23 protein-coding genes are annotated in these 22,161 nt (G+C 41.0%); 2 read left to right on the forward strand and 21 right to left on the reverse strand.

Annotated elements, in window-relative coordinates; all coding sequences use genetic code 11:
* Positions 1-11: 11 nt before the first annotated feature.
* The 9 genes from D8844_RS01465 to D8844_RS01505 form a co-directional block, all read right to left on the reverse strand.
* Entirely contained in the window at positions 12-689 is a 678-nt protein-coding gene (locus D8844_RS01465) for a DnaD domain-containing protein (protein WP_125421326.1), read from the reverse strand.
* 8 nt (positions 690-697) lie between these two features.
* Positions 698-1,642, reverse strand: coding sequence for a homoserine O-acetyltransferase MetA (metA, locus tag D8844_RS01470; protein WP_125421329.1), 945 nt, complete (start codon positions 1,640-1,642; stop codon positions 698-700).
* Positions 1,643-1,827: 185 nt separating this feature from the next.
* Positions 1,828-2,340 (reverse strand): adenine phosphoribosyltransferase, encoded by a 513-nt coding sequence (locus D8844_RS01475; RefSeq protein WP_001049316.1) that lies wholly within the window; start codon positions 2,338-2,340, stop codon positions 1,828-1,830.
* An 86-nt stretch (positions 2,341-2,426) separates the two neighbouring features.
* Positions 2,427-3,185, reverse strand: coding sequence for a class I SAM-dependent methyltransferase (locus D8844_RS01480; RefSeq protein ID WP_001287243.1), 759 nt, complete (start codon positions 3,183-3,185; stop codon positions 2,427-2,429).
* Between the two features lie 484 nt (positions 3,186-3,669).
* A complete protein-coding gene (gene rplA / locus D8844_RS01485; RefSeq protein ID WP_001085675.1) occupies positions 3,670-4,359 on the reverse strand; it encodes a 50S ribosomal protein L1 in 690 nt (229 codons plus the stop codon).
* A gap of 207 nt (positions 4,360-4,566) precedes the next feature.
* A complete protein-coding gene (gene rplK, locus D8844_RS01490) occupies positions 4,567-4,992 on the reverse strand; it encodes a 50S ribosomal protein L11 (protein WP_001085808.1) in 426 nt (141 codons plus the stop codon).
* Positions 4,993-5,114: 122 nt separating this feature from the next.
* Positions 5,115-5,831 carry an LD-carboxypeptidase LdcB/DacB gene (gene ldcB / locus D8844_RS01495; protein WP_125421332.1) on the reverse strand — a complete coding sequence of 239 codons (717 nt, stop codon included), beginning with the start codon at positions 5,829-5,831 and terminating at the stop codon, positions 5,115-5,117.
* A 14-nt stretch (positions 5,832-5,845) separates the two neighbouring features.
* Positions 5,846-6,307 (reverse strand): HIT family protein, encoded by a 462-nt coding sequence (locus tag D8844_RS01500; protein ID WP_125421335.1) that lies wholly within the window; start codon positions 6,305-6,307, stop codon positions 5,846-5,848.
* A 1-nt stretch (position 6,308) separates the two neighbouring features.
* The gene (locus D8844_RS01505; RefSeq protein ID WP_001076927.1) at positions 6,309-7,346 is read right to left on the reverse strand and encodes a M42 family metallopeptidase; all 1,038 of its coding nucleotides are present in this window, start codon (positions 7,344-7,346) and stop codon (positions 6,309-6,311) included.
* A gap of 139 nt (positions 7,347-7,485) precedes the next feature.
* Here D8844_RS01505 and D8844_RS01510 point away from each other — a divergent pair, with 139 nt between their 5' ends.
* The gene (locus tag D8844_RS01510; RefSeq protein ID WP_125421338.1) at positions 7,486-8,034 is read left to right on the forward strand and encodes a DUF1307 domain-containing protein; all 549 of its coding nucleotides are present in this window, start codon (positions 7,486-7,488) and stop codon (positions 8,032-8,034) included.
* 318 nt (positions 8,035-8,352) lie between these two features.
* A complete protein-coding gene (locus tag D8844_RS01515) occupies positions 8,353-8,892 on the forward strand; it encodes a DUF1307 domain-containing protein (protein ID WP_049551993.1) in 540 nt (179 codons plus the stop codon).
* Positions 8,893-8,938: 46 nt separating this feature from the next.
* Here D8844_RS01515 and brnQ read toward each other — a convergent pair whose 3' ends face one another.
* The 12 genes from brnQ to D8844_RS01575 form a co-directional block, all read right to left on the reverse strand.
* Positions 8,939-10,264, reverse strand: coding sequence for a branched-chain amino acid transport system II carrier protein (gene brnQ / locus D8844_RS01520; protein WP_185755928.1), 1,326 nt, complete (start codon positions 10,262-10,264; stop codon positions 8,939-8,941).
* A gap of 184 nt (positions 10,265-10,448) precedes the next feature.
* A complete protein-coding gene (locus tag D8844_RS01525; RefSeq protein ID WP_049484788.1) occupies positions 10,449-10,736 on the reverse strand; it encodes a rhodanese-like domain-containing protein in 288 nt (95 codons plus the stop codon).
* On the reverse strand, positions 10,733-11,323 hold the full coding sequence (locus tag D8844_RS01530; protein WP_000078134.1) for a uracil-DNA glycosylase family protein: 591 nt from the start codon (positions 11,321-11,323) through the stop codon (positions 10,733-10,735). Before D8844_RS01530 ends, D8844_RS01525 begins: the two co-directional genes overlap by 4 nt.
* A gap of 205 nt (positions 11,324-11,528) precedes the next feature.
* Positions 11,529-12,929, reverse strand: coding sequence for a dipeptidase PepV (pepV, locus tag D8844_RS01535; protein WP_125421340.1), 1,401 nt, complete (start codon positions 12,927-12,929; stop codon positions 11,529-11,531).
* 12 nt (positions 12,930-12,941) lie between these two features.
* Positions 12,942-13,547, reverse strand: coding sequence for a nitroreductase family protein (locus tag D8844_RS01540; protein WP_125421343.1), 606 nt, complete (start codon positions 13,545-13,547; stop codon positions 12,942-12,944).
* A 174-nt stretch (positions 13,548-13,721) separates the two neighbouring features.
* A complete protein-coding gene (locus tag D8844_RS01545; RefSeq protein ID WP_125421346.1) occupies positions 13,722-14,576 on the reverse strand; it encodes a metallophosphoesterase family protein in 855 nt (284 codons plus the stop codon).
* On the reverse strand, positions 14,566-16,413 hold the full coding sequence (uvrC, locus tag D8844_RS01550; protein ID WP_125421349.1) for an excinuclease ABC subunit UvrC: 1,848 nt from the start codon (positions 16,411-16,413) through the stop codon (positions 14,566-14,568). Before uvrC ends, D8844_RS01545 begins: the two co-directional genes overlap by 11 nt.
* Positions 16,414-16,514: 101 nt before the next feature.
* Complete coding sequence (locus D8844_RS01555; RefSeq protein WP_125421352.1) at positions 16,515-17,216, reverse strand: M57 family metalloprotease; 702 nt, start codon at positions 17,214-17,216, stop codon at positions 16,515-16,517.
* A gap of 104 nt (positions 17,217-17,320) precedes the next feature.
* On the reverse strand, positions 17,321-18,100 hold the full coding sequence (locus tag D8844_RS01560) for an alpha/beta hydrolase (RefSeq protein ID WP_049477615.1): 780 nt from the start codon (positions 18,098-18,100) through the stop codon (positions 17,321-17,323).
* A gap of 68 nt (positions 18,101-18,168) precedes the next feature.
* On the reverse strand, positions 18,169-19,830 hold the full coding sequence (locus tag D8844_RS01565) for a ribonuclease J (protein ID WP_049484793.1): 1,662 nt from the start codon (positions 19,828-19,830) through the stop codon (positions 18,169-18,171).
* A gap of 500 nt (positions 19,831-20,330) precedes the next feature.
* Positions 20,331-20,978, reverse strand: coding sequence for a COG3942 and LysM peptidoglycan-binding domain-containing protein (locus tag D8844_RS01570; RefSeq protein WP_000754477.1), 648 nt, complete (start codon positions 20,976-20,978; stop codon positions 20,331-20,333).
* 356 nt (positions 20,979-21,334) lie between these two features.
* Positions 21,335-22,159, reverse strand: coding sequence for a hypothetical protein (locus D8844_RS01575; RefSeq protein WP_070683356.1), 825 nt, complete (start codon positions 22,157-22,159; stop codon positions 21,335-21,337).
* Between the last annotated feature and the right edge of the window lie 2 nt (positions 22,160-22,161).

Genomic DNA, 22,161 nt, shown 5'->3' on the forward strand with positions numbered 1-22,161 from the left:
TTTTCAAGCGACTAATCTTGCCACAAATTCATGGCATCAAGGAAATCAGCCGAAGCCTGAACTTGTTTGGGATTGTTGGCTTCTCGCTCTGCTCGTTTGGCCTCTACTTGGGCAACAGATTGAATGCCCTCATGGCGCCAATTCCGAAGGATGGCCTGAATATATTTCCAGTTTGGCTTGCCATTGAGAACGGCTTCTCGGAGAGCTTCCTTGATCAAATCCGCCTTAACTCCGTCTTCTTTGACAGTCTTAGAAAGATCTTCGATTTCAAATGGTGTTAATAAGCGTCCCAATTCCTGCTGAAAAGTTTCAACCAGATCCTTCAACTGATTCTGCGGGTTTGGGGCAGTTGTAGCTGGAGTTTGTCTATCTAGCAAGCTATCCAAGCGTTCAAAAGCCAAACTAGCATCAAAAATCAGCTCAATTTCCCCATTTAGTTCAATGGTCCGATATTGTAGCAAACCAATTTCAGTCAAATTCGAAATGGATTGGTTGACATCTGCCACCTCTTTCCCAATGATTTCAGCAATCTGACTAGGTGAAACATCTCCTAAGGCTGTGGTATTTTGTAAATAGAAAAATTGCCAGACGAGAAAATCTTCGCTGGAAGGAAAGAGTTCCTTAAAATGCAAGAGCAGGGCACTTGGTAAAACCAAGTTCCCTGATTTAAAAGCGTCAAAATATGTCATAATTCCTCTTATAAATATCCAAATGCAGCCGCATCATCCTCTACCTTTCTCCAGTCAAAAGGGGTTTCTTGATAAACTGCATAGTTTACCCAATTGCTGAAAAAGAGGGCAGCTGATGAAGACCAACAGAGACAGGGCGTCTCATTTACATCATCATTTTTAAAGTAGTTCTCTGGGATATGAGGGTCGAGTCCCGCCTCATAATCACGAAAATACTCTCTTGCCAAAGTGTCACGATCGTACTCCAAATGACCAAAACTATAAATTTCACGCAAATCTCGACTAGCCAGGATAGAAACCCCAACCTCAGGACCTTCTGACAGGATCTCCAGATTGGTCTTATTTAAGATTTCTTCTTTTAAAATCTCTGTATGACGAGAATGAGGAGCTACATAGCGATCATCAAAACCTCTAAAAAGAAGGTGCCCTTCTTTCAAGGTGTCCTGTGGATAAATTCCTGATAGTTTCCGATCCATCTGGTGCTTTTCAACGCCATAGCGAACATAAAGACCTGCTTGAGCTCCCCAACAGATATGGAGGGTTGAAAACACATGCGTCTTGGACCATTCGATGACCTGCTTGAATTCCTCCCAGTAATCTACCTCTTCAAAAGGTAAATGCTCTACTGGTGCTCCTGTGATAATCAGTCCATCAAAAAAGTCATCCTTGACCTCTGGAAAGGTCTTATAGAAGGTTTCCATATGTTCGGAACGGGTTGTCTTGGAACGATGTGTTTCCATATATAAGAAATCAATATCTAATTGCAAAGGTGTATTAGCCAAATGCCGTAAGAGTTGCGTTTCTGTTACCATTTTTTGAGGCATGAGATTTAAAATCAGAATCTTCAAGGGGCGAATATCCTGATGAGCGGCCCGTTGGTCATCCATAACAAAGATATTTTCTGTCCTTAAAATCTCCACAGCTGGTAATTTTTTATCAATTCGAATCGGCATAATACCCTCCTAACAGTTCTCTATTTCGGGAATGATGTTGTCTGTTTGAAAGTAAAAACCTCCAAATACTTCTTCCCTTTATTATACTGTATGAAGATATAGTTTTCAATTATAGTTTTTCTCTAACTAGCTATAGTTAATTTATATAGCAGATGAAGAGAAAACAGCCCCAAGGACTGTTTTCATTAATAATGCATAAGAACCTTGTAATCGTAGTCTCCGATTTTTTCACGGCCTTTAAGCTCATCCAACTCAATCAAGAAAGCACAACCGGCTACAACTCCACCAAGTCTTTCAATCATCTCAATCGTTGCCTTGACAGTTCCGCCTGTTGCCAAAAGATCATCTACGATGAGAACACGTTGGCCTGGCTTGATCGCATCAGCATGCATGGTCAAGGTATCAATACCGTACTCTTTCTCATAGTCAGCAGAAATCACTTCACGTGGTAATTTCCCTGGTTTACGAACAGGTGCAAAGCCAATTCCCAACTCAAAAGCAACTGGGCAGCCAACAATAAATCCACGAGCCTCTGGACCCACGATCATGTCGATTTTTTTATCGGTTGCATACTGAACAATTTCACGAACAGCGTAGCTATATGCATTTCCATCTGCCATCAAAGGGCTGATATCACGGAAGGTGATGCCTTCTTTAGGATAGTTTTCAATCGTTGCGATATAATCTTTTAAATTCATCTTTTTCTTTCTTTCAAAGTTTTTTACTCTCTATTATAGCATATTTTTTAAGAAAGAAAAAAGGAAAAGTTAACTTCAATAATTATCTAACGATTTGACGATTTATAACTAGCCATAGCAATAAAGCCCAATTTCTGTTTATTCTTAGCAAACATTTTATACATAGTTAAAAACTGCTTTCTATTCTCCTTTTTACAAGCATTTACGCAAATTTTCAAAGTTCCTAGCCAACCTTCGTCATAAATCATACCTGATAATTTCATTAATGTCATTTCACCAGTCAATATTTTCACATCACGATAACCTGATTCTATCATCACCTGTTCCCAACCATCTTGAGTTAAAGGACCTACATTTACATGAATTGCTTGTGACAATTCCTGTCTGACAGACTCTTTAGCTTCCTTAAGAAGCACATCATGTGTCAAAAGAAGACCTTCAGGTTTTAAAATCCTCAGATACTCCATTACACATTTTTTCTTAGCTTGATCGGCTTGCATAGTCAGCATAGCTTCATTTATAACAATATCAAAACTAGCATCTCCATAAGGAAGTTTCATTGCATTTGCTCTTTCAAATCTGATCAAATGACCAACACCTGCCGTTTCAGCAGATTTTTTAGCCACTTCTAAGGCTTGTCCATCCATATCAACAGCAGTTATCTTACAACCAAAACGCTGTGCTAACTCAATTGCTGTAGTTCCCCTATTGCACGCAACCTCTAGTATTCTCTTTTCTTTTGAAAATCCTCCTTCCGTAATTAACCAATCTGTAGCACGTTTTCCACCTGGACGTAAGCGTTTTTTCCCCAGTTTTGCTAAAAACTTATGACCTGCTTCTGACATTTGAACACCTCTATTTTTTCTTCATTATAACATAAAATTATATTGTCTGACAATTCTAATCTATTATTTGATAAACTAGAATCAAAAGCATACAAGCTACCATGACTATAGCATAAATCTATTAATCACCTCTCTAGTTCGAATTCAATTGCTCACGTAGTTTACGCATATAGGTTACGCCTACATATTTGTACTTTAGAGTTGCTGGCCTTCTTATCCGCTATATACGCTTTACTATCACGTGCCTATTCGTATAGCCAAGATTTCTCTATCTCTTTCTCTGCCGATTCTTATTTCCAACGTCAGACTTAAACAGTCTATCCTAATGCCGTTCGATCAGCTACTCACAATAGTCAGGCTTGGGAATCACTTTTGGCTTTACTAATATATGGTACCCACAGAGGACTTACACCTCAGATGAACGGAATGTCCGTCGTACCTAAAAAAACGAGCACTTTCGTACTCGTTTTTAAAAATCTGTTAATTAAAGTGAGTTTACGTCAACCTTGATACCAACACCTTGAGTAGTTGTGATTGTCAAGTTTGTTACGTAAGTTCCTTTAGCTGTAGCTGGTTTTGCTTTTTGGATTGTTTCGTTGAAAGCTTTGAAGTTTTCAACCAATTTTTCAGCTTCAAATGATACTTTACCGATGATTGCTTGAACGTTACCTGCACGGTCAGCACGGTAAGTAATCTTACCACCTTTAGACTCTTCAACTGCTTTAGCAACATCCATTGTTACAGTACCAGTCTTAGGGTTTGGCATCAAGTTACGTGGTCCAAGGACACGTCCAAGACGTCCAACAAGAGCCATCATGTCAGGTGTAGCGATAACTACGTCGAAGTCCAACCAACCGTCGTTGATTTTCGCAACAAGGTCATCTTCACCAACAAAGTCTGCACCAGCAGCTTTTGCTTCTTCAGCTTTTGCACCACGTGCAAAAACAAGAACGCGTGAAGTTTTACCAGTACCGTTTGGCAATACCATTGCGCCACGGATTTGTTGGTCAGCTTTTTTAACGTCGATGTTCAAGTTGTAAGCAACTTCTACAGTTGCGTCAAATTTTGCAAAGTTAGTTTCTTTTGCAAGTGCTACAGCCTCTTCTACACTGTATGCTTTTGTGCTGTCGATTTTTTCAAGAGCAGCACGAAGTTGTTTGCTTTTTTTAGCCATTTTCTATTCTCCTTGTAAGTGGTTCAATCGATTTTCATCTCCCACGTCACTTCTCGAAATGATGAAGTCTTGCGGGTATTCAGTCTATTGATTTTCTTTTCCTACTTCGTTAAGTTCCTTTACTGTACCCAAGTACAAGCGTCAGTCACTGGCCTAGTATGAAAAGCAACTAATAGACTGCTGTGAGATTTTCTACTGTGTTATTGATTAGTCAACAACAGTGAATCCCATAGAACGAGCAGTACCTTCGATCATACGCATTGCAGACTCAATGTTTGCTGCGTTCAAATCTGGCATCTTAGTTTCTGCAATTTCTTGTACTTGTGCACGAGTAACTGTAGCAACTTTAGTTTTGTTAGGTGTACCTGATCCTTTTTCAACACCTGCAGCTTTTTTCAAAAGAACAGCAGCTGGTGGTGTTTTTGTAACGAAAGTAAATGATTTGTCTTCGTATACTGAGATAACAACTGGAATGATCATACCAGCTTGGTCAGCTGTACGAGCGTTGAACTCTTTTGTGAATCCCATGATGTTGATACCAGCTTGACCAAGAGCAGGTCCAACCGGTGGAGCTGGTGTAGCTTTACCAGCAGGGATTTGCAATTTTACAAGTTTTTCGACTTTTTTAGCCATTTTTAAATCCTCCTTTGTGGTTTTGGCGGTAATGTAAGATTTTTACCTCCCACAAGTATGCTTTACACACACCTTTCTATTATACACTATTTATCTAAAAATGCAAGAGAAAAATTACTTTTTTAATCGACGTAATCTCCGCCTTCAAAGCCATAGTATTCTTCCAAACTGAGACCACTTGCAGCAATTTCTTTGGCTTCTTTTCCGACGTAGCGGAGATGCCATTCCTCGGCCATGTAGCCAGTCTCCTTTTCCTTGCCTTTGAGATAGCGAACAACAAAGCCATAGTCAGCCGCATGATCCAAGAGCCACTGGGCCGCCTTTTCTTCAGTAACTAAATCTCCATCTGTCCCAATAAGGTCAAATGCAAGACCTGTTTGGTGTTCACTATAACCTGGTCGAGCTGAGTAGCGATCAGCTGCTTCCTTCCCGTCTTGATTCACATAGTCTTGATAAAGTTTGGTTTGGGTTTCATAACTTCTAAAACCACTGTAGTGATCGCTGATTGGGTAGCCAGCTGCTTGCATTGCTGCAATGAGTTTCAGCAACTCCGCTTTAGCTGTTGGATTTTCTCCTGGGTTATAGTCTTTTGACAAAGGATAGTGCTTATTAGCTATGACGATTTCATCGTACTTCCCTTGAATACTATAGTAGTCTCCCTTATTGACAACTTCTGCCTTCTTCTGACTAGAGGCTTGAGATTTGCTCCCTACAGTTCCTTCAGGTTGACTAGTTTGTTCTGTTTTTTGAGTGTTTTCTTCATTTTTAGGATTTTCTTGAGAACATGCTGCTAGGGTTACTGCCAGCAAACCAGATAAAACGATGTATCTTTTTTTCATTTTTTCTTCCTCTCTTATACCAAGTGCTTCTCTAATTCATCGGATAAGGCTTTAATCATTTGTTCCAACTCATGGGATTTCACTTGGCAATCTTCTGCCGCCATTTCTTCCCAGGGTACCCACCAGACTGGACCACGGCCATTCAATCCATGACCCTTCATATCACCTGTTCTTCGTGGAAAGAGATGCCAATGAGCGTGGGCATCACCATTTCCTAGGAGTTCAATATTCATCTTTTCAGCCTCAAATACTTTGGCGACTGCTTCTTGGACCAAACTCATTTCCTCTAAAAAGCGAAGTTTTACAGAAGTCTCCATATGGTGGAGTTCTGTGACATGCTCTTTTGCCAGAAATAAGGTATAGCCCTTAAAGTATTGGTGATCTCCAATAACAACATAGCCTGTTTCTAGTTCTTTTACAAAGTAGGGATTTTCCCCTGCCTTGATCCATTCAATTCTTTGACAAATCAAGCACATATTATTCTACCAAGGTGCTCTTGAGATAGGCGTCTACCATACGCTCTGTCGCCACGACCGAATCAATATGTGTTCGTTCGTAAGAGTGACTGGACTCAATACCAGCTCCAAGGAGGGCGTGTTTGACCTCTGCTCCTGCTGACATAGCCGCTGAAGCATCCGAACCGTAAAATGGATAAATGTCGAGCTTAAAAGGAATATCTTGCTCCTTCGCCAAAGTTACCAAGTGTTGACGGAAGTCATAGTGATAGGGACCTGAAGCGTCCTTGACACAGATAGAAACTGTATACTCATCCGTCTGCTGGTCATCGCCCATAGCTCCCATATCCACAGCTAGATATTCCACTACCTGAGCTGGAATATTGGAGTTGGCACCGTGACCAACCTCTTCGAAGACTGAAAAAGCAAAATGAGTTGTTACTGGCAATGCAATCCCCTCTTCCTTATAAACACGAAGAAGATTGAGCAAAATTGCTGCGCTGACCTTGTCATCCAAATGACGGGACTTGATAAAACCAGTCTCTGTCACGACAGTTCGCGGGTCAAAACTGATAAAGTCGCCAACCTCGATGCCCAAGGCACGCGTTTCCTTTTCATTGGTTACTTTTTCGTCCAAACGCACTTCCATATTGTCCTGTGTGCGTTCAGCAGTTCCTGCATCTTTGTAGACATGGCAAGAAGTTTGATGGATGAGGATGGTCCCAGATACCGTTTGACCTGTGCTAGCCACATGAACCGTACAGTTCTCCCCTTCAATCATGTTCCAAGGGAAACCACCGATACGATCCAATTTGAGACGGCCATCTGGTTTGACAGCACGGACAATAGCACCCAGCGTATCCACATGGGCAGTCACATAGCGGTGTTGGTCATCATTTTGACCTTTAATAGTAACATTGACACCACCCTTGGCTGTGCGAACAGGCTGGTAACCAAGCTCTTCTAAAGTATGGACTAGATAGTCTGAGATCTCACGAGTAAAGCCCGTCGGAGATGCAATTGCGGTTAGTTCTTTGATATAGTTTATAGTCTGATTCATTTCTTCACCTCTTTCCTACCATTATAACATTTTTCTAGTCAGACTCCTTCTCAAAAGGAGAAAAACTGTGTTTAGTTGCTTTCACTATAGATCCATGTTATAATACAAATACTTTGATTATGAAAGGAAAGTAACAAATATGAAATCATACTTTAAAGTATCACTAGCCCTTGTGGCTTCACTTGTCCTCCTGCTCGGATGTTCCAAACAAGCATCAACAACTGCTAGCAGTACTAAAGAAGACACAACAACTCAGTCAAGTGAGAGCAAACAAAGCAGCAAACAATCATCTGAAAAGAAAGAAACAACTAAGACACATACTTTTGTCAACAAAAGCAATTCTGGAATCACTTCTACCTTGGTTTATACTGTAGACGGCGACAATGTTATCAAGCAATCAGCTCATAACATTGCTGATCCTGAAATCCTTGGTGCAACTCCAGAAGATGTCAAGAGTTTTATCGAAGAAAAGTACAAAGGTTATAATGGACTCAAAGGTGTTAAACAAACGATTGAAATCAAAGATGGAAAAGTTGTTCAAGATCTAGAAGTTGACTTCTCAGTTGCAAGCATTAGCGAACTTAGAAAAGCACTTCCTGAAGAATATTCTGGTATCGGTAATCGTGTCAGTTTCTCAAATTCTAAAAAAGCACTGGAAAAAATGGGATTCACAGAGAAGACGAACTAATCTCCCAAAATTTCATATAGACTAGTGTAGGTCCACCCCAAAAGTTAGACACAACTCTGACTCTTGGGGTATTTTGTTACATCCCTAACCGATGAGTTCAATAGATTCCTCCAAATCCCATAAAAAGTGCATTTAAAACTTCACACCCTTATAAAGCCATATGATAAAAGATTTTTGAAACAAATAGAGACAAAACTTTAATCGTCAGACTAGTTTCTGTTCATTGTCATGTCAAGTCAGATGAGAGGGGAGGTCTAGTTGATTTTGTAGTAGAATCATGTTATAATACAAAATACTTTGATTATGAAAGGAAAAGACATGAACAAATATTTTAAAATGACTCTTTGTATAGCTCTACCATTAGCTATCTTATTGGGATGTTCAAAACAATCAACAACCTCATCAACTAGCTCAGCAAAAAGTGAAACTACTCAGGTAGAATCTACTAGCCAGCAAGCTACAGAAAACAAATCTGAAGTAAAAACTGTGACCTTTGTAAATGATACTCGTACTGGCTTTAATTCTACTTTAACCTACACTGTAGATGGAGACAAAGTATTGAAACAATCAGGTCATAATGTCTATGATCCAGAGGCTCTTGATACTACTGCTGAAACTCTTAAAGCATTTGTTGAAAAAACTTATAAAGGATATCAAGGCCTCAAAGGTGTTACTCATAGCATCAAAATCAAAGATGGAAAGGTCGTTCAAGATGCTGAAGTCGACTTCACAGTCGCAAGTATTGACGAACTTAGAAAAGCCTTACCAGAAGAATACTCAGGCGTAGGTAACTATGTTAGCTTTACTGCTTCTAAGAAAATGTTAAAAGATCTTGGATATACTGAAAAAACTAACTAAGTGTCTTTTACAAAAATAAAAAACCTCGGCTTATGCCAAGGTTTTTTTATTCCATCTCAAAAACATCACTCTCTTGTTTGTTTGGTAGAACCAATGAAAGCAAGATTCCGATAATAGCTGGCACTAGCCATGGAAGAGAGGCTGACGCAAACGGAAGGGCATTAATCAGATTTTCAAGAAACTCAATCTTAAAGGAGCTTCCAAGAACACTTGCAAGAGCGATTGCTGTGACAACTCCCATTGTTAGTTGCATACCCGGTTTTGATAGGGGTACAAACTTATTAACAATCACGATCATCACAATGGAGATGGTGATTGGGTACAAGATTACCAGTACTGGCACTGAGTACTTAATGATTGCATCAAGACCAAGATTAGCAATGGCAAATCCAATCATGGTAAAGGCAGTTGCATAGACCTTGTAGCTGATTTGTGGGAAGCGTCCGTTAAAGAACTCAGCTGTAGATACGATCAAGCCAACTGTCGTTGTGAAGCAGGTTACAGTTACCATGGCAGCAAGGAAGAGCTGAGCCGTTGAACCAAAGATTTCCTGGGTTGCTTGTGACAAGATATAGACACCAGGAGTTCCACCCTTCATGGCTTCTGCCGGTACTGGGAAATGATTTCCAAGGAATCCTAAACCAATGTAAAGAGCGCTAAAGGCAAGAGCTACAACGATACCAACCACCCAAATAGTTGAGATGTATTCTTTCTTACTTGAAAATCCAAGTTGTTTCAAGGTTTGAACAGCAATCACACTAAAAGCCACTGAGGCTAGGGCATCCAAGGTGTTATACCCCTCTAGGAAACCTGTACCAAAGGCAGACGCTTGATAAGCATCTGAAGCCGCTTGGGGACTGCTTCCACCATATTTAAAGGCACCTAGTACAACCAAGATAACGATCAACAAAGCAAAGACTGGCGTCAAGATACGTCCGATTCGATCCAAAATCTTTGATGGATTGAGTGAAATCAGATAGGCTGCTGCAAAATACAACACAGTAAAGACAATCAATCCTAGGCCTTTATTTGCTTCAGACAAGAGAGGGCTAATCCCAACTTCATAAGCTGTTGTGGCTGTACGCGGAATGGCAAAGAAGGGACCAATCGATAGATAGAGGACTGCAAGATAAAGAGTCGCAAACCAAGGTGAGATTTTCTTAGAAATCTCATAAATGTATCCTTTAGGATTAAGCGTTCCGATGATGAGCGTTAGGACTGCAATCCCGACACCCGAAAATACAAAACCTGCGATGGCAGGAAGAAACTGTTCTCCAGATAGGGCACCTAGAGAAGGCGGAAAAATCAAGTTCCCCGCACCAAAAAATATTCCGAACAGGAGCAAGCCTGTTAGGGCACCTTTTTTAGCCATAATAATCTCCTTCATATTTCTAAAATACTGACCTAGTATACCATGATTAAGACTCTGAAAAAAGTATCCAAAATTAATCATTGAATGTTTTCAATATTTTTAAAAATAAGAATTATCTAAAAACAAAATCCCTCACTCAGTTGGAACCGAGCAAGGGAAGATTAGGGTCTATCACCATAGAGGTTTAAAGATTTTCAAAGGCCGTCATTCCACCTTGGACATTGATAACGTCATAACCCTGTTCAGCTAGAAATTGACAAGCACGCGCTGATCTCATACCAGATTTGCAAATGACATAATGCAAGAGGTCCTTATCCAACTGATCATAAGTATCAGCCAATTGACTGAGCGGAAGATTCTGAACACCTTCTAAATGAAGCGTCTCAAACTCTTCTACTTCTCTCACATCTAAAACGGAAAGGGACCCTTTCTGGTAAAGCTGGTAAAATTCATCGAAGGCTATTTCTTTCATTCTTTTTCTCCTAAAATTGTTTTAATTCTTTTTTTCAAATCGGGCACCACTTCTGACTCAAACCAAGGATTCTTAGCCATCCAGATTTGATTTCGTGGTGAGGGGTGAACTAGTGGAAAATAGGTTGGTAAGTAGTTCTGGTAATGTTTTACCCTCTCTGTCACCTTGCCACTGATTTTCTCCTGTAAATAATAGGCTTGGGCATATTGCCCAATCAAGAGAGTTAATTGGATATCGGGCAATTCCTTCAAGAGCTCTGGATGCCATTTTTCTGCGAAACCTGTACGAGGTGGCAGGTCGCCTGACTTACCATGTCCTGGAAAGTAAAAATCCATTGGCAGAACTGCAAAGTATCCTGAGTTGTAAAAGGTGTCTTCGTCAACACCAAGCCAGTCCCGTAAGCGATCGCCACTCTTATCCTTCCAATAAATCCCAGCTTCTTGTGTTTTAAGTCCAGGAGCCTGACCGACAATATTGATGCGAGCTGTCTTTGGCGCCGCAAAGAGAGGTTCGATTCCGCGTTCTGTATAGCTGGTATTTTGTGGATCCGCCATAATGGCTTGCTTGATTCTTTCAATTTGAGACATCTGTTTTCCCTCCAAAAAGAAGTCCAAGATTAAAATCTCAGACTTCTATCGTTTTATACTCTTCGAAAATCAAATTCAAACCACGTCAGCTTCACCTTGCCGTATAGATGTTACTGACTTCGTCAGTTCTATCTGCAACCTCAAAACAGTGTTTTGAGCAACCTGCGGCTAGCTTCCTAGTTTGCTTTTTGATTTTCATTGAGTATTATTTGATCAATTCATAAATAGCTTCTGCATAGATTGCTGCTGCTCGGAAGAGATCGTCCAAGGCGATAAATTCGTTGGCTTGGTGCATGGTATCGATTGAGTCTGGGAACATAGCACCGTAGGCAACTCCACGTTCCAGCAAGCGACCAAAGGTACCACCACCGATGACTTGCTCGTGACCTTGGAGACCAGTTTGTTTTTCATAGACATTCAACAAGGTTTGCACAAGCGGATCTTCCATTGGCACATAGTGAGGGGTGTGACCGTGTTCAGAAAGGCTAACAGAAGCAACTGGCAAGTTTTCAAGAACTGACTTGATTTGCTCTGGGCTTGTTCCTTTTGGATAACGGAAGTTAAGAGCAATGGTATTGTCAACACTTGTTGCATCAAAGCGGAAGACACCGGCATTCATAGAAAGGGCACCCATCTTTTCATCCACATGAGCAACCTTGAGATTTGTACCCTCATGGTCGTTCAAGAGAATCTTACCAGCGATGTCGAGGTAGTCTTTTGCAGGTCCTGCAAAGTCAAACTGACTGAGGAAAAGGGCAAGGTAGGTCGCACCATTGACACCTGATGCAGGCATAGCACCATGAGCTGATTTACCAATAATGGTCACCTTGTATCGACCAGCTTCTTCTTGAATTTCTCCTCTGAGTTTGTGTTCTGTAACAAAAGCATCTAGTTTAGCTTGCAAGTCAGCCAAGTCACCTGAAACAACTGCTGTTGCTGATTCAGGTACCATGTTTTCACGCAAACCACCTGTGAAGCTGTGAAGACGAGCAGCACCTGTATTCTCACCTGCAAAGTGGAGGTATTCCGTGATATTCCCTTTTTCACCATTGATAATAGGGAATTCAGCGTCTGGAGAGAAACCAAAGTCTGGTTTCGCAAGTCCTACATGTTCAAAGTAGTGGTCCATGTCTGCCCAGCCAGATTCTTCGTCTGTTCCGACGATGAAACGAACTTTTTTAGAAGTTGGGAGCCCCAATTCTTTGATGATTTTCAAACCATAGTAACAAGCTGTTGTTGGACCCTTGTCATCTGAAGCACCACGCGCATAAAGGCGACCGTCTTTGATAGTTGGTGTATAAGGGTCCGTGTCCCAACCGCTACCAGCTGGCACCACGTCCATGTGGGCAAAGATTCCGAGAACTTCTTCTCCTTCACCAAACTCAAAATGTCCTGCGTAGTTATCAACATTTTTAGTTGGATAGCCATCACGGTCTGCGATTTCAAGGAATTTTTCCAAGGCTTTTACTGGCCCAGGTCCAAATGGATGCTCAGCATCGGCCTTGCTATCGTCACGTTCTGAGTTGATTTCCAAAAGGCTAAACAAGTCAGCCAAGAGGTCTTCTTTGCGTTTTTCTACTTCTGCTGTAAAATCAATTGTTGTCATTTTTTCTTCTTTCTATCTTTTCTTGATGATTTCATCCACTGGCAAGCGGTAGCTTGGTTCCAATTTTTCGTCTGTGTAACCTACCGTAATCAAGAGTTCTGGGCGGAAACGGTCTTCAATGTCCAAAACTTCGTTGGCTTTTGATTTGTCAAATCCAAGAATAATGTTAGAACCGATTCCTTGGTCTGTCAGAGCAAGAACCAAGTTCATGGCAACCAAACCTGCATTGAGGGCTAGGTAGTCGCTGACTTGTTGTTCACTGTAACGCGCAAATTCAGCTGGCAGATTCTTCATAAAATATTGAAGTTGCTCTTCAGAAAAGTTATTAGCGCCGCCAACTCGGGCAATCTTACGAGCACGTTTAGCCAAATCTGTGTCGGTAAACAAGGCAATGGTTACAGGTGCTGCTGATACCTGCTCAAAGTTCGAACCATAAGCCAATTTTGCCAATTCAGCATTTTTCTCACGAACAACCACAAACTTCCATGGCTGGCTGTTGTGGGCACTTGGGGCCAAGGTTGCGATTTCGATAGCCGTACGCACATCTTTGGGATCTACCGGTTTATCAGTAAAATGCTTAGTCGCATGACGTTTTTTATTTAATTCAAGAAATTTCATAATCGATTTCCTTTTCTAATTCTACTGCATCCATTCTACCATATTTTGAAAGAGCTTGCAGAGATTTTTCATAGAAAGAAATTGGAACACGGATGAAGTCCTGGATTTAAACTTATCATTAAAATCAGATTTTTCCTCATCCAGTTCCAACTAATTTTCAGGGGTTTTAAGAAACTAGTCTACCTTATATTCTGACTTTATAGCCTCCAAAAATTTCTTCACATCCTCAACATACCCATGCTTTTCAATTAAACTAGCTAAGAGTTCTAGATTGTGCCCCCGATAGTTGTCATCTCGGCGTAGTTCTTCATACATTTCGATAAAAGGAAGCCCCTTGGACTTGGCCAATTCTAACTCCGCTTCATAGTCATAAGCAACTTTTCGGAATAGAATGTTTACCAATTCCCCATCTTCTACTTCTATCACGGCATACTGGGCACGGTGATTTTTTAACGCCTCCCAATCAAAATAGGGCATACCAATCGTACCTGGATTGATGATTTGTTGCCCTTGACTGCCGTAACGAAGCAACTGCTTGTGGACATGACCATAGACTGCCACGTCCGTTTCCTCGTCTAGGAGTTGGTCAAATTTATCTGTGTTATTCCCAACAGACAAGTCACCACCATAGTTCTTATTTGGCAAATTATGAGAAAGAGAAAAGCGCAGTCCATCAACTTCTTTCTTTTCTAGCAAAGGTAAGCTTCGTAGCCAGACAATCGTTGCAGGATCCATTCGCTCCATCAAATACTGTGTCATACGCAAGAGCTGAACTTCCTGTGGGTCTTCTAAGCCATATTGCCCATCTAAAGCCTCAAGGACACAATCATCCCAATTGCCTCGAACACTTGTCGTGATAGGAAGTTCCTTTAACAGAGCGACCAAGTCATTTGCACCTGGACCAGGGAGGAAAATGTCTCCCATGAGCCAATATTCACTGGCTCCTTGAGTTTTAGCATCTGCAATTACTGCTTCTAGCGCCGTCGCATTGCCATGAATATCTGATAAAATTGCGATTTTATGGTTCATGATAGTTTCCTTCCGTTTGGTAATCTACTCTCTCTTCCGCCACTTGAGCCAACTCCACTTCTTCCTGAGGGTTCAACTTTCTCTGAACAGCTTCTGCGACTGCCCTTGGCACACCAACTTCGACAATCTCATCCACACTGGCTTCCTTGATTTTAGTGAGAGACTTGAAATGCTTCATGAGATTCTGCTTGCGTTTAGGTCCCAGACCTTCAATCCCATCCAGTTGTGAAGAAAAGGAATTCTTTGAGCGCAGTTGGCGGTGGAAGGTGATAGCAAAGCGGTGGACCTCATCTTGGATGCGTTGGAGGAGGAAAAATTCCTGAGAGTTTCGTGACAACTCCACCACTTCCAGCGGATCTCCAAAGAGCAGTTCATGGGTTTGGTGCTTGTCATTCTTTTGCAGACCTGCAATTGGGATATCCAAACCCAGCTCTTCTTGAATAACCTGCTTAGCAATATTGACTTGCCCTTGTCCTCCATCAATGACAATCAAATCTGGCGGGGTTAAACCATCACGTTGAACTCGGCCATAACGTCTGCGAATAACCTCTCGCATACTAGCATAGTCATCTGGGCCAACAACCGTTTTTATCTTGTACTTTCGGTAGTCTTTTTTACTCGGTTTGCCATTGACAAAGACCACCATAGCTGAAACAGGACTGGTTCCCATGATATTAGAGTTATCAAAGGACTCGATACGGACTGGGGTCGGGATTTGGAGCAAGCGTCCCAGATTTTCAATAGCTCCTTGGGTCTTTTCAACAGATTTCTCTAGCAGATTGAACTTCTGCTCCAGACTAACACGGGCATTCTTTATAGCTAAATTGACCAATTGTTTTTTCTCTCCACGTTGGGGCTTGAAAATCTTGGTATCCACCAAAGCCTTAACGGCTTCTTCATCGATATCCTGCGGAATCAGCACCTCATTGGGAACCAGGTGAGATTTTTCTTGATAGAATTGTCCCACATAGGTCAAGAAGTCCTCATCCGGATCATTGTAGTAGGGGAAGAGATTGACATCCCGCTCAATGAGCTTGCCTTGACGAACAAAGAAAACCTGAACACACATCCAGCCCTTATCCACATAGTAACCAAAGACGTCCCGATTTTGCAAATCTTTCGCCATGACCCGTTGCTTGGTCCGAAGCGTTCCAATGGCCTGAATCAGGTCACGGTATTCCGCCGCACGTTCAAACTCCATACTTTGAGCTGCGGATGCCATCTTCCCCTTGAGGTCATCAATGATTTTATCATCCTGCCCTTTTAGGAAATCAGAAACCTCCTGAGCCATGGACTTAAAATAGGACTCATCTTTTTTACAGATGGTATGGGCCATACACTGGCCAATATGGTAGTAAAAACAAACCTTTGAAGGCGGGTTGGTACATTTCCGAAAAGAAAAAATCCGGTCCAGTAGTCGCTTGATTTCATTGGCTGCCCCCACATCAGGATAAGGTCCAAAATAAAGACCTCCATCCTTTTTGACCTGACGGGTGATAATCAATCGAGGATAACGCTCATTGGTGATTTTGATGAAGGGATAAGACTTGTCATCCTTGAGCATGATATTGTACTTGGGCTTATTTTCCTTAATCAGGTTGATTTCTAGGAGAAGTGCCTCAATATTGGACTCAGTGACGATAAATTCAAAATCCACAATCTCAGACACCAAGGCCTCTGTCTTGGTATCATAGCTTCCACGGAAATAGGAGCGCACACGGTTGCGCAGATTTTTAGCCTTTCCTACATAGATAATGGTGCCATTTTTATCCTTGTGAATGTAACAACCAGGGCTGGTCGGCAAGAGCTCTAGTTTTGATTTGATCAAGTTATTCATAGTTCCATTATAGCAAAAAGGCCGTAACAGGACGAACAAAAAGCCCCACCAATCACTTGTTGGAGAAGCTTTGATTTCTTTTAAGATTGCACCGACTTCATCTAGTCGCTACTGGTATAGAGCTCTTGAACAGCCTTCACATCCTGAGGCTGAATTCCATAGTAAGAACCTGCTGGCTGCATGACAGAAGTTTCGTTGGTATGATCCAAACCGATGGCATGCCCCAGCTCGTGCTCCGCCGTGTGCACGATCCGTTCATAAGAATAACCATAGTTTGGATTGGATAAATAATAGTGATTCAGGCGAACCGTTACAGATATAAATTGTTTGGTTAACAAATTGGTTTGACTCTCGGCTTGACCAGCTACAGCGGTCGATCCATCATTCATCTCACTTGCCACAATATCTGCCTGGCTAGGATCCGCAACCACCTCAAAGGTAAAGGCTCCCGTTTGATTCCAGTTTTTTATAGCTTCTGCATAGGCACCTTGGAAGGTCTCATCCATTTGAGGCTCAATATAGATGCGAGCTGAAGCCTGAGCCCACTTGCCTTCTGCATGTTGGTGACTGTCTGTCTGAGACAAGACTTCCAGCGTTCCCGTCTCCTTCCACTGATTCCAGCCACCTTGACCAATCTTACTCATTTTTTCAACCTGATTGACCGCAGAATGAAAATCACCTGTCAGATACCAAACCACTCCAAAGGCAATGAGCAGTAGAATGACCACAGTCCAAACCAGACGCCAGAAGAAACGCCAAATTCCCAAAAGAAATCGGAACAATAATCGAATAATCCAGAACATGACGCTCCACCTTTCATAAAAATAAGAACCTATCTTGAAATCATATTCTCCTTGATCAAGATAGATTCTCTATTTTACTGAAGAAAGCTGAAAGAAACCTAAAACTAAGATAAACGTTCTTCCAAGACAAAGTCAATTGGTAAGGCAGCCAAAAAACGCTCCAATTGTTTTTCCCAGTAGTACCACTCGTGCTTACCTGGACTGTGACTATAGGTCACCTCAAAACCAAGCTTTTTGAGATTTTTCACTGCGAGATTATTGGCAGAGTAGAGATAGTCTTGCTCTCCACACCAAGCCCATAGTTTAGTCTTTTTATCGGATTTTGTAGCCATGCTTTCAAGCGAATGAGGACTAGCTGTCCAGTCTTTAATCTCTCCAAAAACTCCTCGCCAGTAGGCAAGTGACCCCAGATCCTGACTTTCAGGAGAAAATTCCTGAAAACTGAGCGCACCAGAAAAACTAGCCGCATGAGAAAAACGATTTGTCGATAGAGCGAGTTTGAAGGAACCATATCCTCCCATGGAGAGACCAGCTATAAAGGTCTTTTCTCGCTTGCTGGTCATATTGGGGAAGAAACGTTTCATGACTTGGGGTAGTTCTTCTGCTAGAGCAGTATAGTAGTTATAGCCATACTGAGTATCTGTGTACCAGCCATTGCTAGTATTGGGCATGATGACAATAAGATTGGTTCCACGCAACAAGCGCTCGACATTGGTACGTTTGAGCCAGCTATTTTGATTTCCTGACATTCCATGCAAAAGATAAAGAACAGGAATATCTGTGCAATCTGGTTCAGTCACCCGACTAGCATCTGGATAGAGTACCGTAACGCCCCACTCCATACCCAAAATTTCTGAGTAATACTCAATATTCATAACTGCCATGGTTGTCTCCTTTTACTATTCTATAAGAAAAAGCCGAATTTCGACTTTTTCTGTAGGTATTCTGCTTATTATTTTGCTTCCATCACGACTGGCAAGATTGCTGGACGACGCTTGGTTTGATCAAAGAGGTACTTGGTCAGATTGTCACGAACCTTGCCTTTGAGATCTGCCCAATCAAAGTCATCACCTTGAAGATACTCTTCTACCGTTTGGTTAATCAATTCTGAACTTTCACGGAGAATGTCACGGCTCTTCTTGAGATAAACAAATCCACGCGTATGAACACGGGCCTTGGCCACAATTTTTTTCTCACGACGGTTGACAGTGATTGCCACGATAAAGATCCCATCCTCTGACAAGACCTTACGGTCACGAAGGACGACATTTCCAACATCCCCGATGGCATTTCCGTCAATCAAGACATCCCCTGCAGAAACTGCTCCAGCTGGAACAAAGTCTCCATGTTCATAAGACATGGTCGTTCCCTTTTTAGGGATGAAAATGCGTTCTGGCAACATTCCAACTGCCATGGCAGCCTTGGCATGCGCATCTAACTCACGGTACTCCCCTTGGATAGGGAAGAGGTAGTTTGGTTGCAGAAGATTGATCATCAACTGCAAATCACGCGCATTCCCGTGTCCGGATACTCGCAAGCTTTGGGTGATGAGTTTCACCACACCACCAGCTTGGTAGATCATGTTTTCCACACGCGCCATGACGGCTTCTTTGGCGATAGATGGAGTCGTTACGATATAAACCAAGTCCCCATCTTTGATTTCCACATAGCGGTGGCGTCCAATGGACATCTTACGAAGTCCATTAATAGGCTCACCCATACGGCCCGTCTCAAGGATAATCAACTCATGGTCTTCAAAACGAGACATTTCTTTGGGTTTAATCAAGAGACTTTCATTGGCTAGAGATAATTTTTTGAGACGAATCGCAGTGCGGACGATATTTTCAATATCAAATCCAGTCAAAACAACTCTGCGACCTGTATCTGCTGCAGCATCAAAAACCTGCTGGATACGAGAAAGGTTGCTGGCAACTGCGGCAACGATGATACGACCTTCCCAGTCTGCAATGGTCTGGGTAATTTCCTCTCCAACTTCACTCTCGCTCGCCACCTGGATATTGCTGTCTGCATTGGCTGAATCACTGAGGAGCGCTAAAACACCATCACGACCGATTTCAGCCAAACGAGCAAAATCCGTCGCATAGGATTCGCTAGCTGTCTGGTCAAACTTGAAGTCACCTGTGTAAACAATGCTACCTTCAGCTGTTTTCAGGACTATTCCCAAACTTTCTGGGATAGAGTGAGTTGTACGGAAGAAGGAAACCACAGTCCCTCCAAAGTCGATCTCTGTATCTTCATCAATCACATGGAAGTCATTGAATTTCTTAACCGTATCATTTCCTTTGACAAAGAGTTTGGCCAACTCAATGGTCAACTCAGAACCAAACACAGGCACCTTAGCCTCTGCCAAAAGATAAGGCAGGGCACCAATGGCATCCGCATGTCCGTGAGTCAAGAAGACCCCAGCGATACGATCGCTATTTTCAAAAAGGTAGTCCATATTTGGAATGACGACATCAACACCTAGTTGTTCATTTTCAGGGTATTTAAGCCCCGCATCCAAAACAAAAATAGAACCATCGATTTCAGCGATGTACATATTTTTACCATTTTCTCGTACACCACCTAGTGTTGTTAAACTAATATTACTCATTTTCCCTCCGAAACTTCATTTATCTTGATTATAGGGCGAATTTACCCTCTTATTCTAAAAGTTCTAAAACTTCCAGCCGAATCTTTTCCTAACATTATACCATTTTTTTGATTATTTTCAAAACGAAGATCGGTTTTTAACTAGAGATTAGTCACTACTGTGAATCGAATTCTTTTACTTTGACTTCTCTTTTGGAGGCTTCATCTAAGATAATAGAACGATTGTACCATCAAAATTATGGACTTTCTGAATCAATTTGATTTCAGATACCTTTCTCGAACTCTAAATTTTTCTTTTAGTTCAAAAAACTTGCTTTTACCTCTTGACTTGAGAACTATTTCCTACAAAGACATGGTTTATCTACATCCAAAAGCGAAAATTTCCTGTTCGCTACAGAATCTAAAAAATTTTCAGCAATTAGCCACTAAGATAGAGGATAACGTTAGGAAATTTCTTCAAAAAGAAAAAAGACTTAGAAATTCTAAATCTTTTTATCATCTTTAGTTTGGATAGATATAAGTGACGTTACCTAAAAATTCATGAGGATTAAAGAAGCCACGGTAATTTGCAATCTGCTTTTGACGTCTGTAGTTTGCTTCCAATACCTGGATGGAGTTTTCACTTTGAACATCTGTTACATAAGCAACGTGTCCATATTCACCACCATCCCAAACGGCGATTGCTCCTACTACTGGAACACTTCCTGTCTTATAGCCTTGAGCACTCGCGTAGATTGCCCACGTGTTGGCATTTCCCCACCAGTTGCTAGCCCAAGGCGCCAATTCTTTCACACCCCATGTACACTGACCAACAGGGTATGAGTTTCCATAGTTTGTCGGAGTCTTTTCGACAACATCCTCTGTATCTGATACCACGTTCGCAGTGCTAGCTGGAGCACTGTAGGTTGAGCTAGCCTGAGCGGAACCACTCACTTCCAATACATCGCCTGGGTGGATAGTGTCAAAGATGGTTTTTCCATTCAAAGCTGCCAACTCATGCGGATCCATGCCGTTTGCAGTTGCGATGGCATAAAATGAATCACCGTCTTGGACAACGTAAGAGTTCGCGTGCACAGTTTGAGCACCAACTGTAGCTAAAATAGCCGTAGAAGTCAAACCAAGAGTCAGTTTCGTAACTGTTTTTTTCATAACTGGATTCCCCTTATATTTTCTTGATAAGAAAATCATACTTGATTTACATGTCAGTTCGTTTAGAGTTATATTTTAGTCATGTTACAAAAATTTATACTTTTACTACATAAGGTTTAAAAGCAGACATCGTATAAAGTGATAGAAGAGAATAAAAATGAATCATTCCCCCAATCTTTTCATCAGTAAATCACTCAAAAGACCGTCTTCTCAACCACTCCCACATCAAGCATTTATCCGTCAAAAAGAGACCGAGATAGGTCATCTCAGTCCCTTTCCATCTATAACTCCATCAAAAAATCATACATTTCTTGCACGGTACCCAGCGCCATCATTTCTTGGTATTTGACGGTTCTTTAGCTATCTTTTTCTACTATCTCTGGAAAATAACTTTCAAAATATGCCTTGGTAAGGCTAAATAAATGTAATTTTTTACCCTCAATATTCACAAAATTCATTTTATCATTGATTCCTTCTAATTTTAAATCATAGACATATTTATTTTCTAAAATATCAATAAAAAATATTTTAATCTTTTCAATATCTTCAATTCTTGAGTCAAACTTCAATAGTAGATTATTTGAGGTTTTCTTATCAATCATAAATCTTTCTTCAGCCTTTAATTTATGATTACCTCCCGATCCATTTTTTTCTATATATTCTATTTTATCAATTAAGGCATGACCTAACCCAATATTTCTAATTTTTATAAGAATAGCAATCGATTCTTCATCTTGAGCATCTTCTTTGTTAATCTTTATATAATTATACTGACAGATATAATTCTTGCCTTGTTTCTTGCCTTGTTTCTTGCCTTGTTCTGAATCTATTTTTAAACAATTAGAGGTATGTTTATGTTTATCTTTACTTCCCATTTGTTCATAATTTAATCCAACATTCAATATTGGTCTAACTGAGTCACGTTTTTCTTCCCTATATTTTGTATTTTCATTCTTTAGAGTATATACAATCAAATAACTCCCAATAATTGACCCATAATAAGCTAACCAATCAAAGTCTATTGTTTTTCTCAAATTAATACCAAAATCTTCAGTTCCAAAGTGCGTTTTTAAAACAATTTTTACAACAGCATACAATATAGGTAAAAAAGACACAAAAAAGAATATTACTATTACTTTATCTTTAACAATCCAGCTTGAAATTTTCTTTAAAGACTTCATGA

The sequence above is a fragment of the Streptococcus oralis genome, assembly GCF_003942875.1.
Taxonomy (GTDB): Bacteria; Bacillota; Bacilli; order Lactobacillales; family Streptococcaceae; genus Streptococcus; species Streptococcus oralis_BX.

Excerpts from the sequence above, each read along its gene's own strand:
- D8844_RS01500 (WP_125421335.1), bottom strand. The coding sequence starts at position 6,307 with ATGTGCTTGATTTGTCAAAGAATTGAATGGATCAAGGCAGGGGAAAAT.
- D8844_RS01475 (WP_001049316.1), bottom strand. The coding sequence starts at position 2,340 with ATGAATTTAAAAGATTATATCGCAACGATTGAAAACTATCCTAAAGAA.
- pepV (WP_125421340.1), bottom strand. The coding sequence starts at position 12,929 with ATGACAACAATTGATTTTACAGCAGAAGTAGAAAAACGCAAAGAAGAC.
- D8844_RS01545 (WP_125421346.1), bottom strand. The coding sequence starts at position 14,576 with ATGAACCATAAAATCGCAATTTTATCAGATATTCATGGCAATGCGACG.
- metA (WP_125421329.1), bottom strand. The coding sequence starts at position 1,642 with ATGCCGATTCGAATTGATAAAAAATTACCAGCTGTGGAGATTTTAAGG.
- D8844_RS01525 (WP_049484788.1), bottom strand. The coding sequence starts at position 10,736 with ATGAAAGAAATAGCCTTCGATGAATTTTACCAGCTTTACCAGAAAGGG.
- D8844_RS01570 (WP_000754477.1), bottom strand. The coding sequence starts at position 20,978 with ATGAAAAAAACAGTTACGAAACTGACTCTTGGTTTGACTTCTACGGCT.
- D8844_RS01510 (WP_125421338.1), top strand. The coding sequence starts at position 7,486 with ATGAAATCATACTTTAAAGTATCACTAGCCCTTGTGGCTTCACTTGTC.
- D8844_RS01465 (WP_125421326.1), bottom strand. The coding sequence starts at position 689 with ATGACATATTTTGACGCTTTTAAATCAGGGAACTTGGTTTTACCAAGT.
- D8844_RS01565 (WP_049484793.1), bottom strand. The coding sequence starts at position 19,830 with ATGAGTAATATTAGTTTAACAACACTAGGTGGTGTACGAGAAAATGGT.
- brnQ (WP_185755928.1), bottom strand. The coding sequence starts at position 10,264 with ATGGCTAAAAAAGGTGCCCTAACAGGCTTGCTCCTGTTCGGAATATTT.
- D8844_RS01530 (WP_000078134.1), bottom strand. The coding sequence starts at position 11,323 with ATGTCTCAAATTGAAAGAATCAAGCAAGCCATTATGGCGGATCCACAA.
- ldcB (WP_125421332.1), bottom strand. The coding sequence starts at position 5,831 with ATGAAAAAAAGATACATCGTTTTATCTGGTTTGCTGGCAGTAACCCTA.
- uvrC (WP_125421349.1), bottom strand. The coding sequence starts at position 16,413 with ATGAATAACTTGATCAAATCAAAACTAGAGCTCTTGCCGACCAGCCCT.
- D8844_RS01540 (WP_125421343.1), bottom strand. The coding sequence starts at position 13,547 with ATGAAATTTCTTGAATTAAATAAAAAACGTCATGCGACTAAGCATTTT.
- D8844_RS01505 (WP_001076927.1), bottom strand. The coding sequence starts at position 7,346 with ATGAATCAGACTATAAACTATATCAAAGAACTAACCGCAATTGCATCT.
- D8844_RS01480 (WP_001287243.1), bottom strand. The coding sequence starts at position 3,185 with ATGTCAGAAGCAGGTCATAAGTTTTTAGCAAAACTGGGGAAAAAACGC.
- rplK (WP_001085808.1), bottom strand. The coding sequence starts at position 4,992 with ATGGCTAAAAAAGTCGAAAAACTTGTAAAATTGCAAATCCCTGCTGGT.
- D8844_RS01560 (WP_049477615.1), bottom strand. The coding sequence starts at position 18,100 with ATGGCAGTTATGAATATTGAGTATTACTCAGAAATTTTGGGTATGGAG.
- D8844_RS01555 (WP_125421352.1), bottom strand. The coding sequence starts at position 17,216 with ATGTTCTGGATTATTCGATTATTGTTCCGATTTCTTTTGGGAATTTGG.
- rplA (WP_001085675.1), bottom strand. The coding sequence starts at position 4,359 with ATGGCTAAAAAAAGCAAACAACTTCGTGCTGCTCTTGAAAAAATCGAC.
- D8844_RS01575 (WP_070683356.1), bottom strand. The coding sequence starts at position 22,159 with ATGAAGTCTTTAAAGAAAATTTCAAGCTGGATTGTTAAAGATAAAGTA.
- D8844_RS01515 (WP_049551993.1), top strand. The coding sequence starts at position 8,353 with ATGAACAAATATTTTAAAATGACTCTTTGTATAGCTCTACCATTAGCT.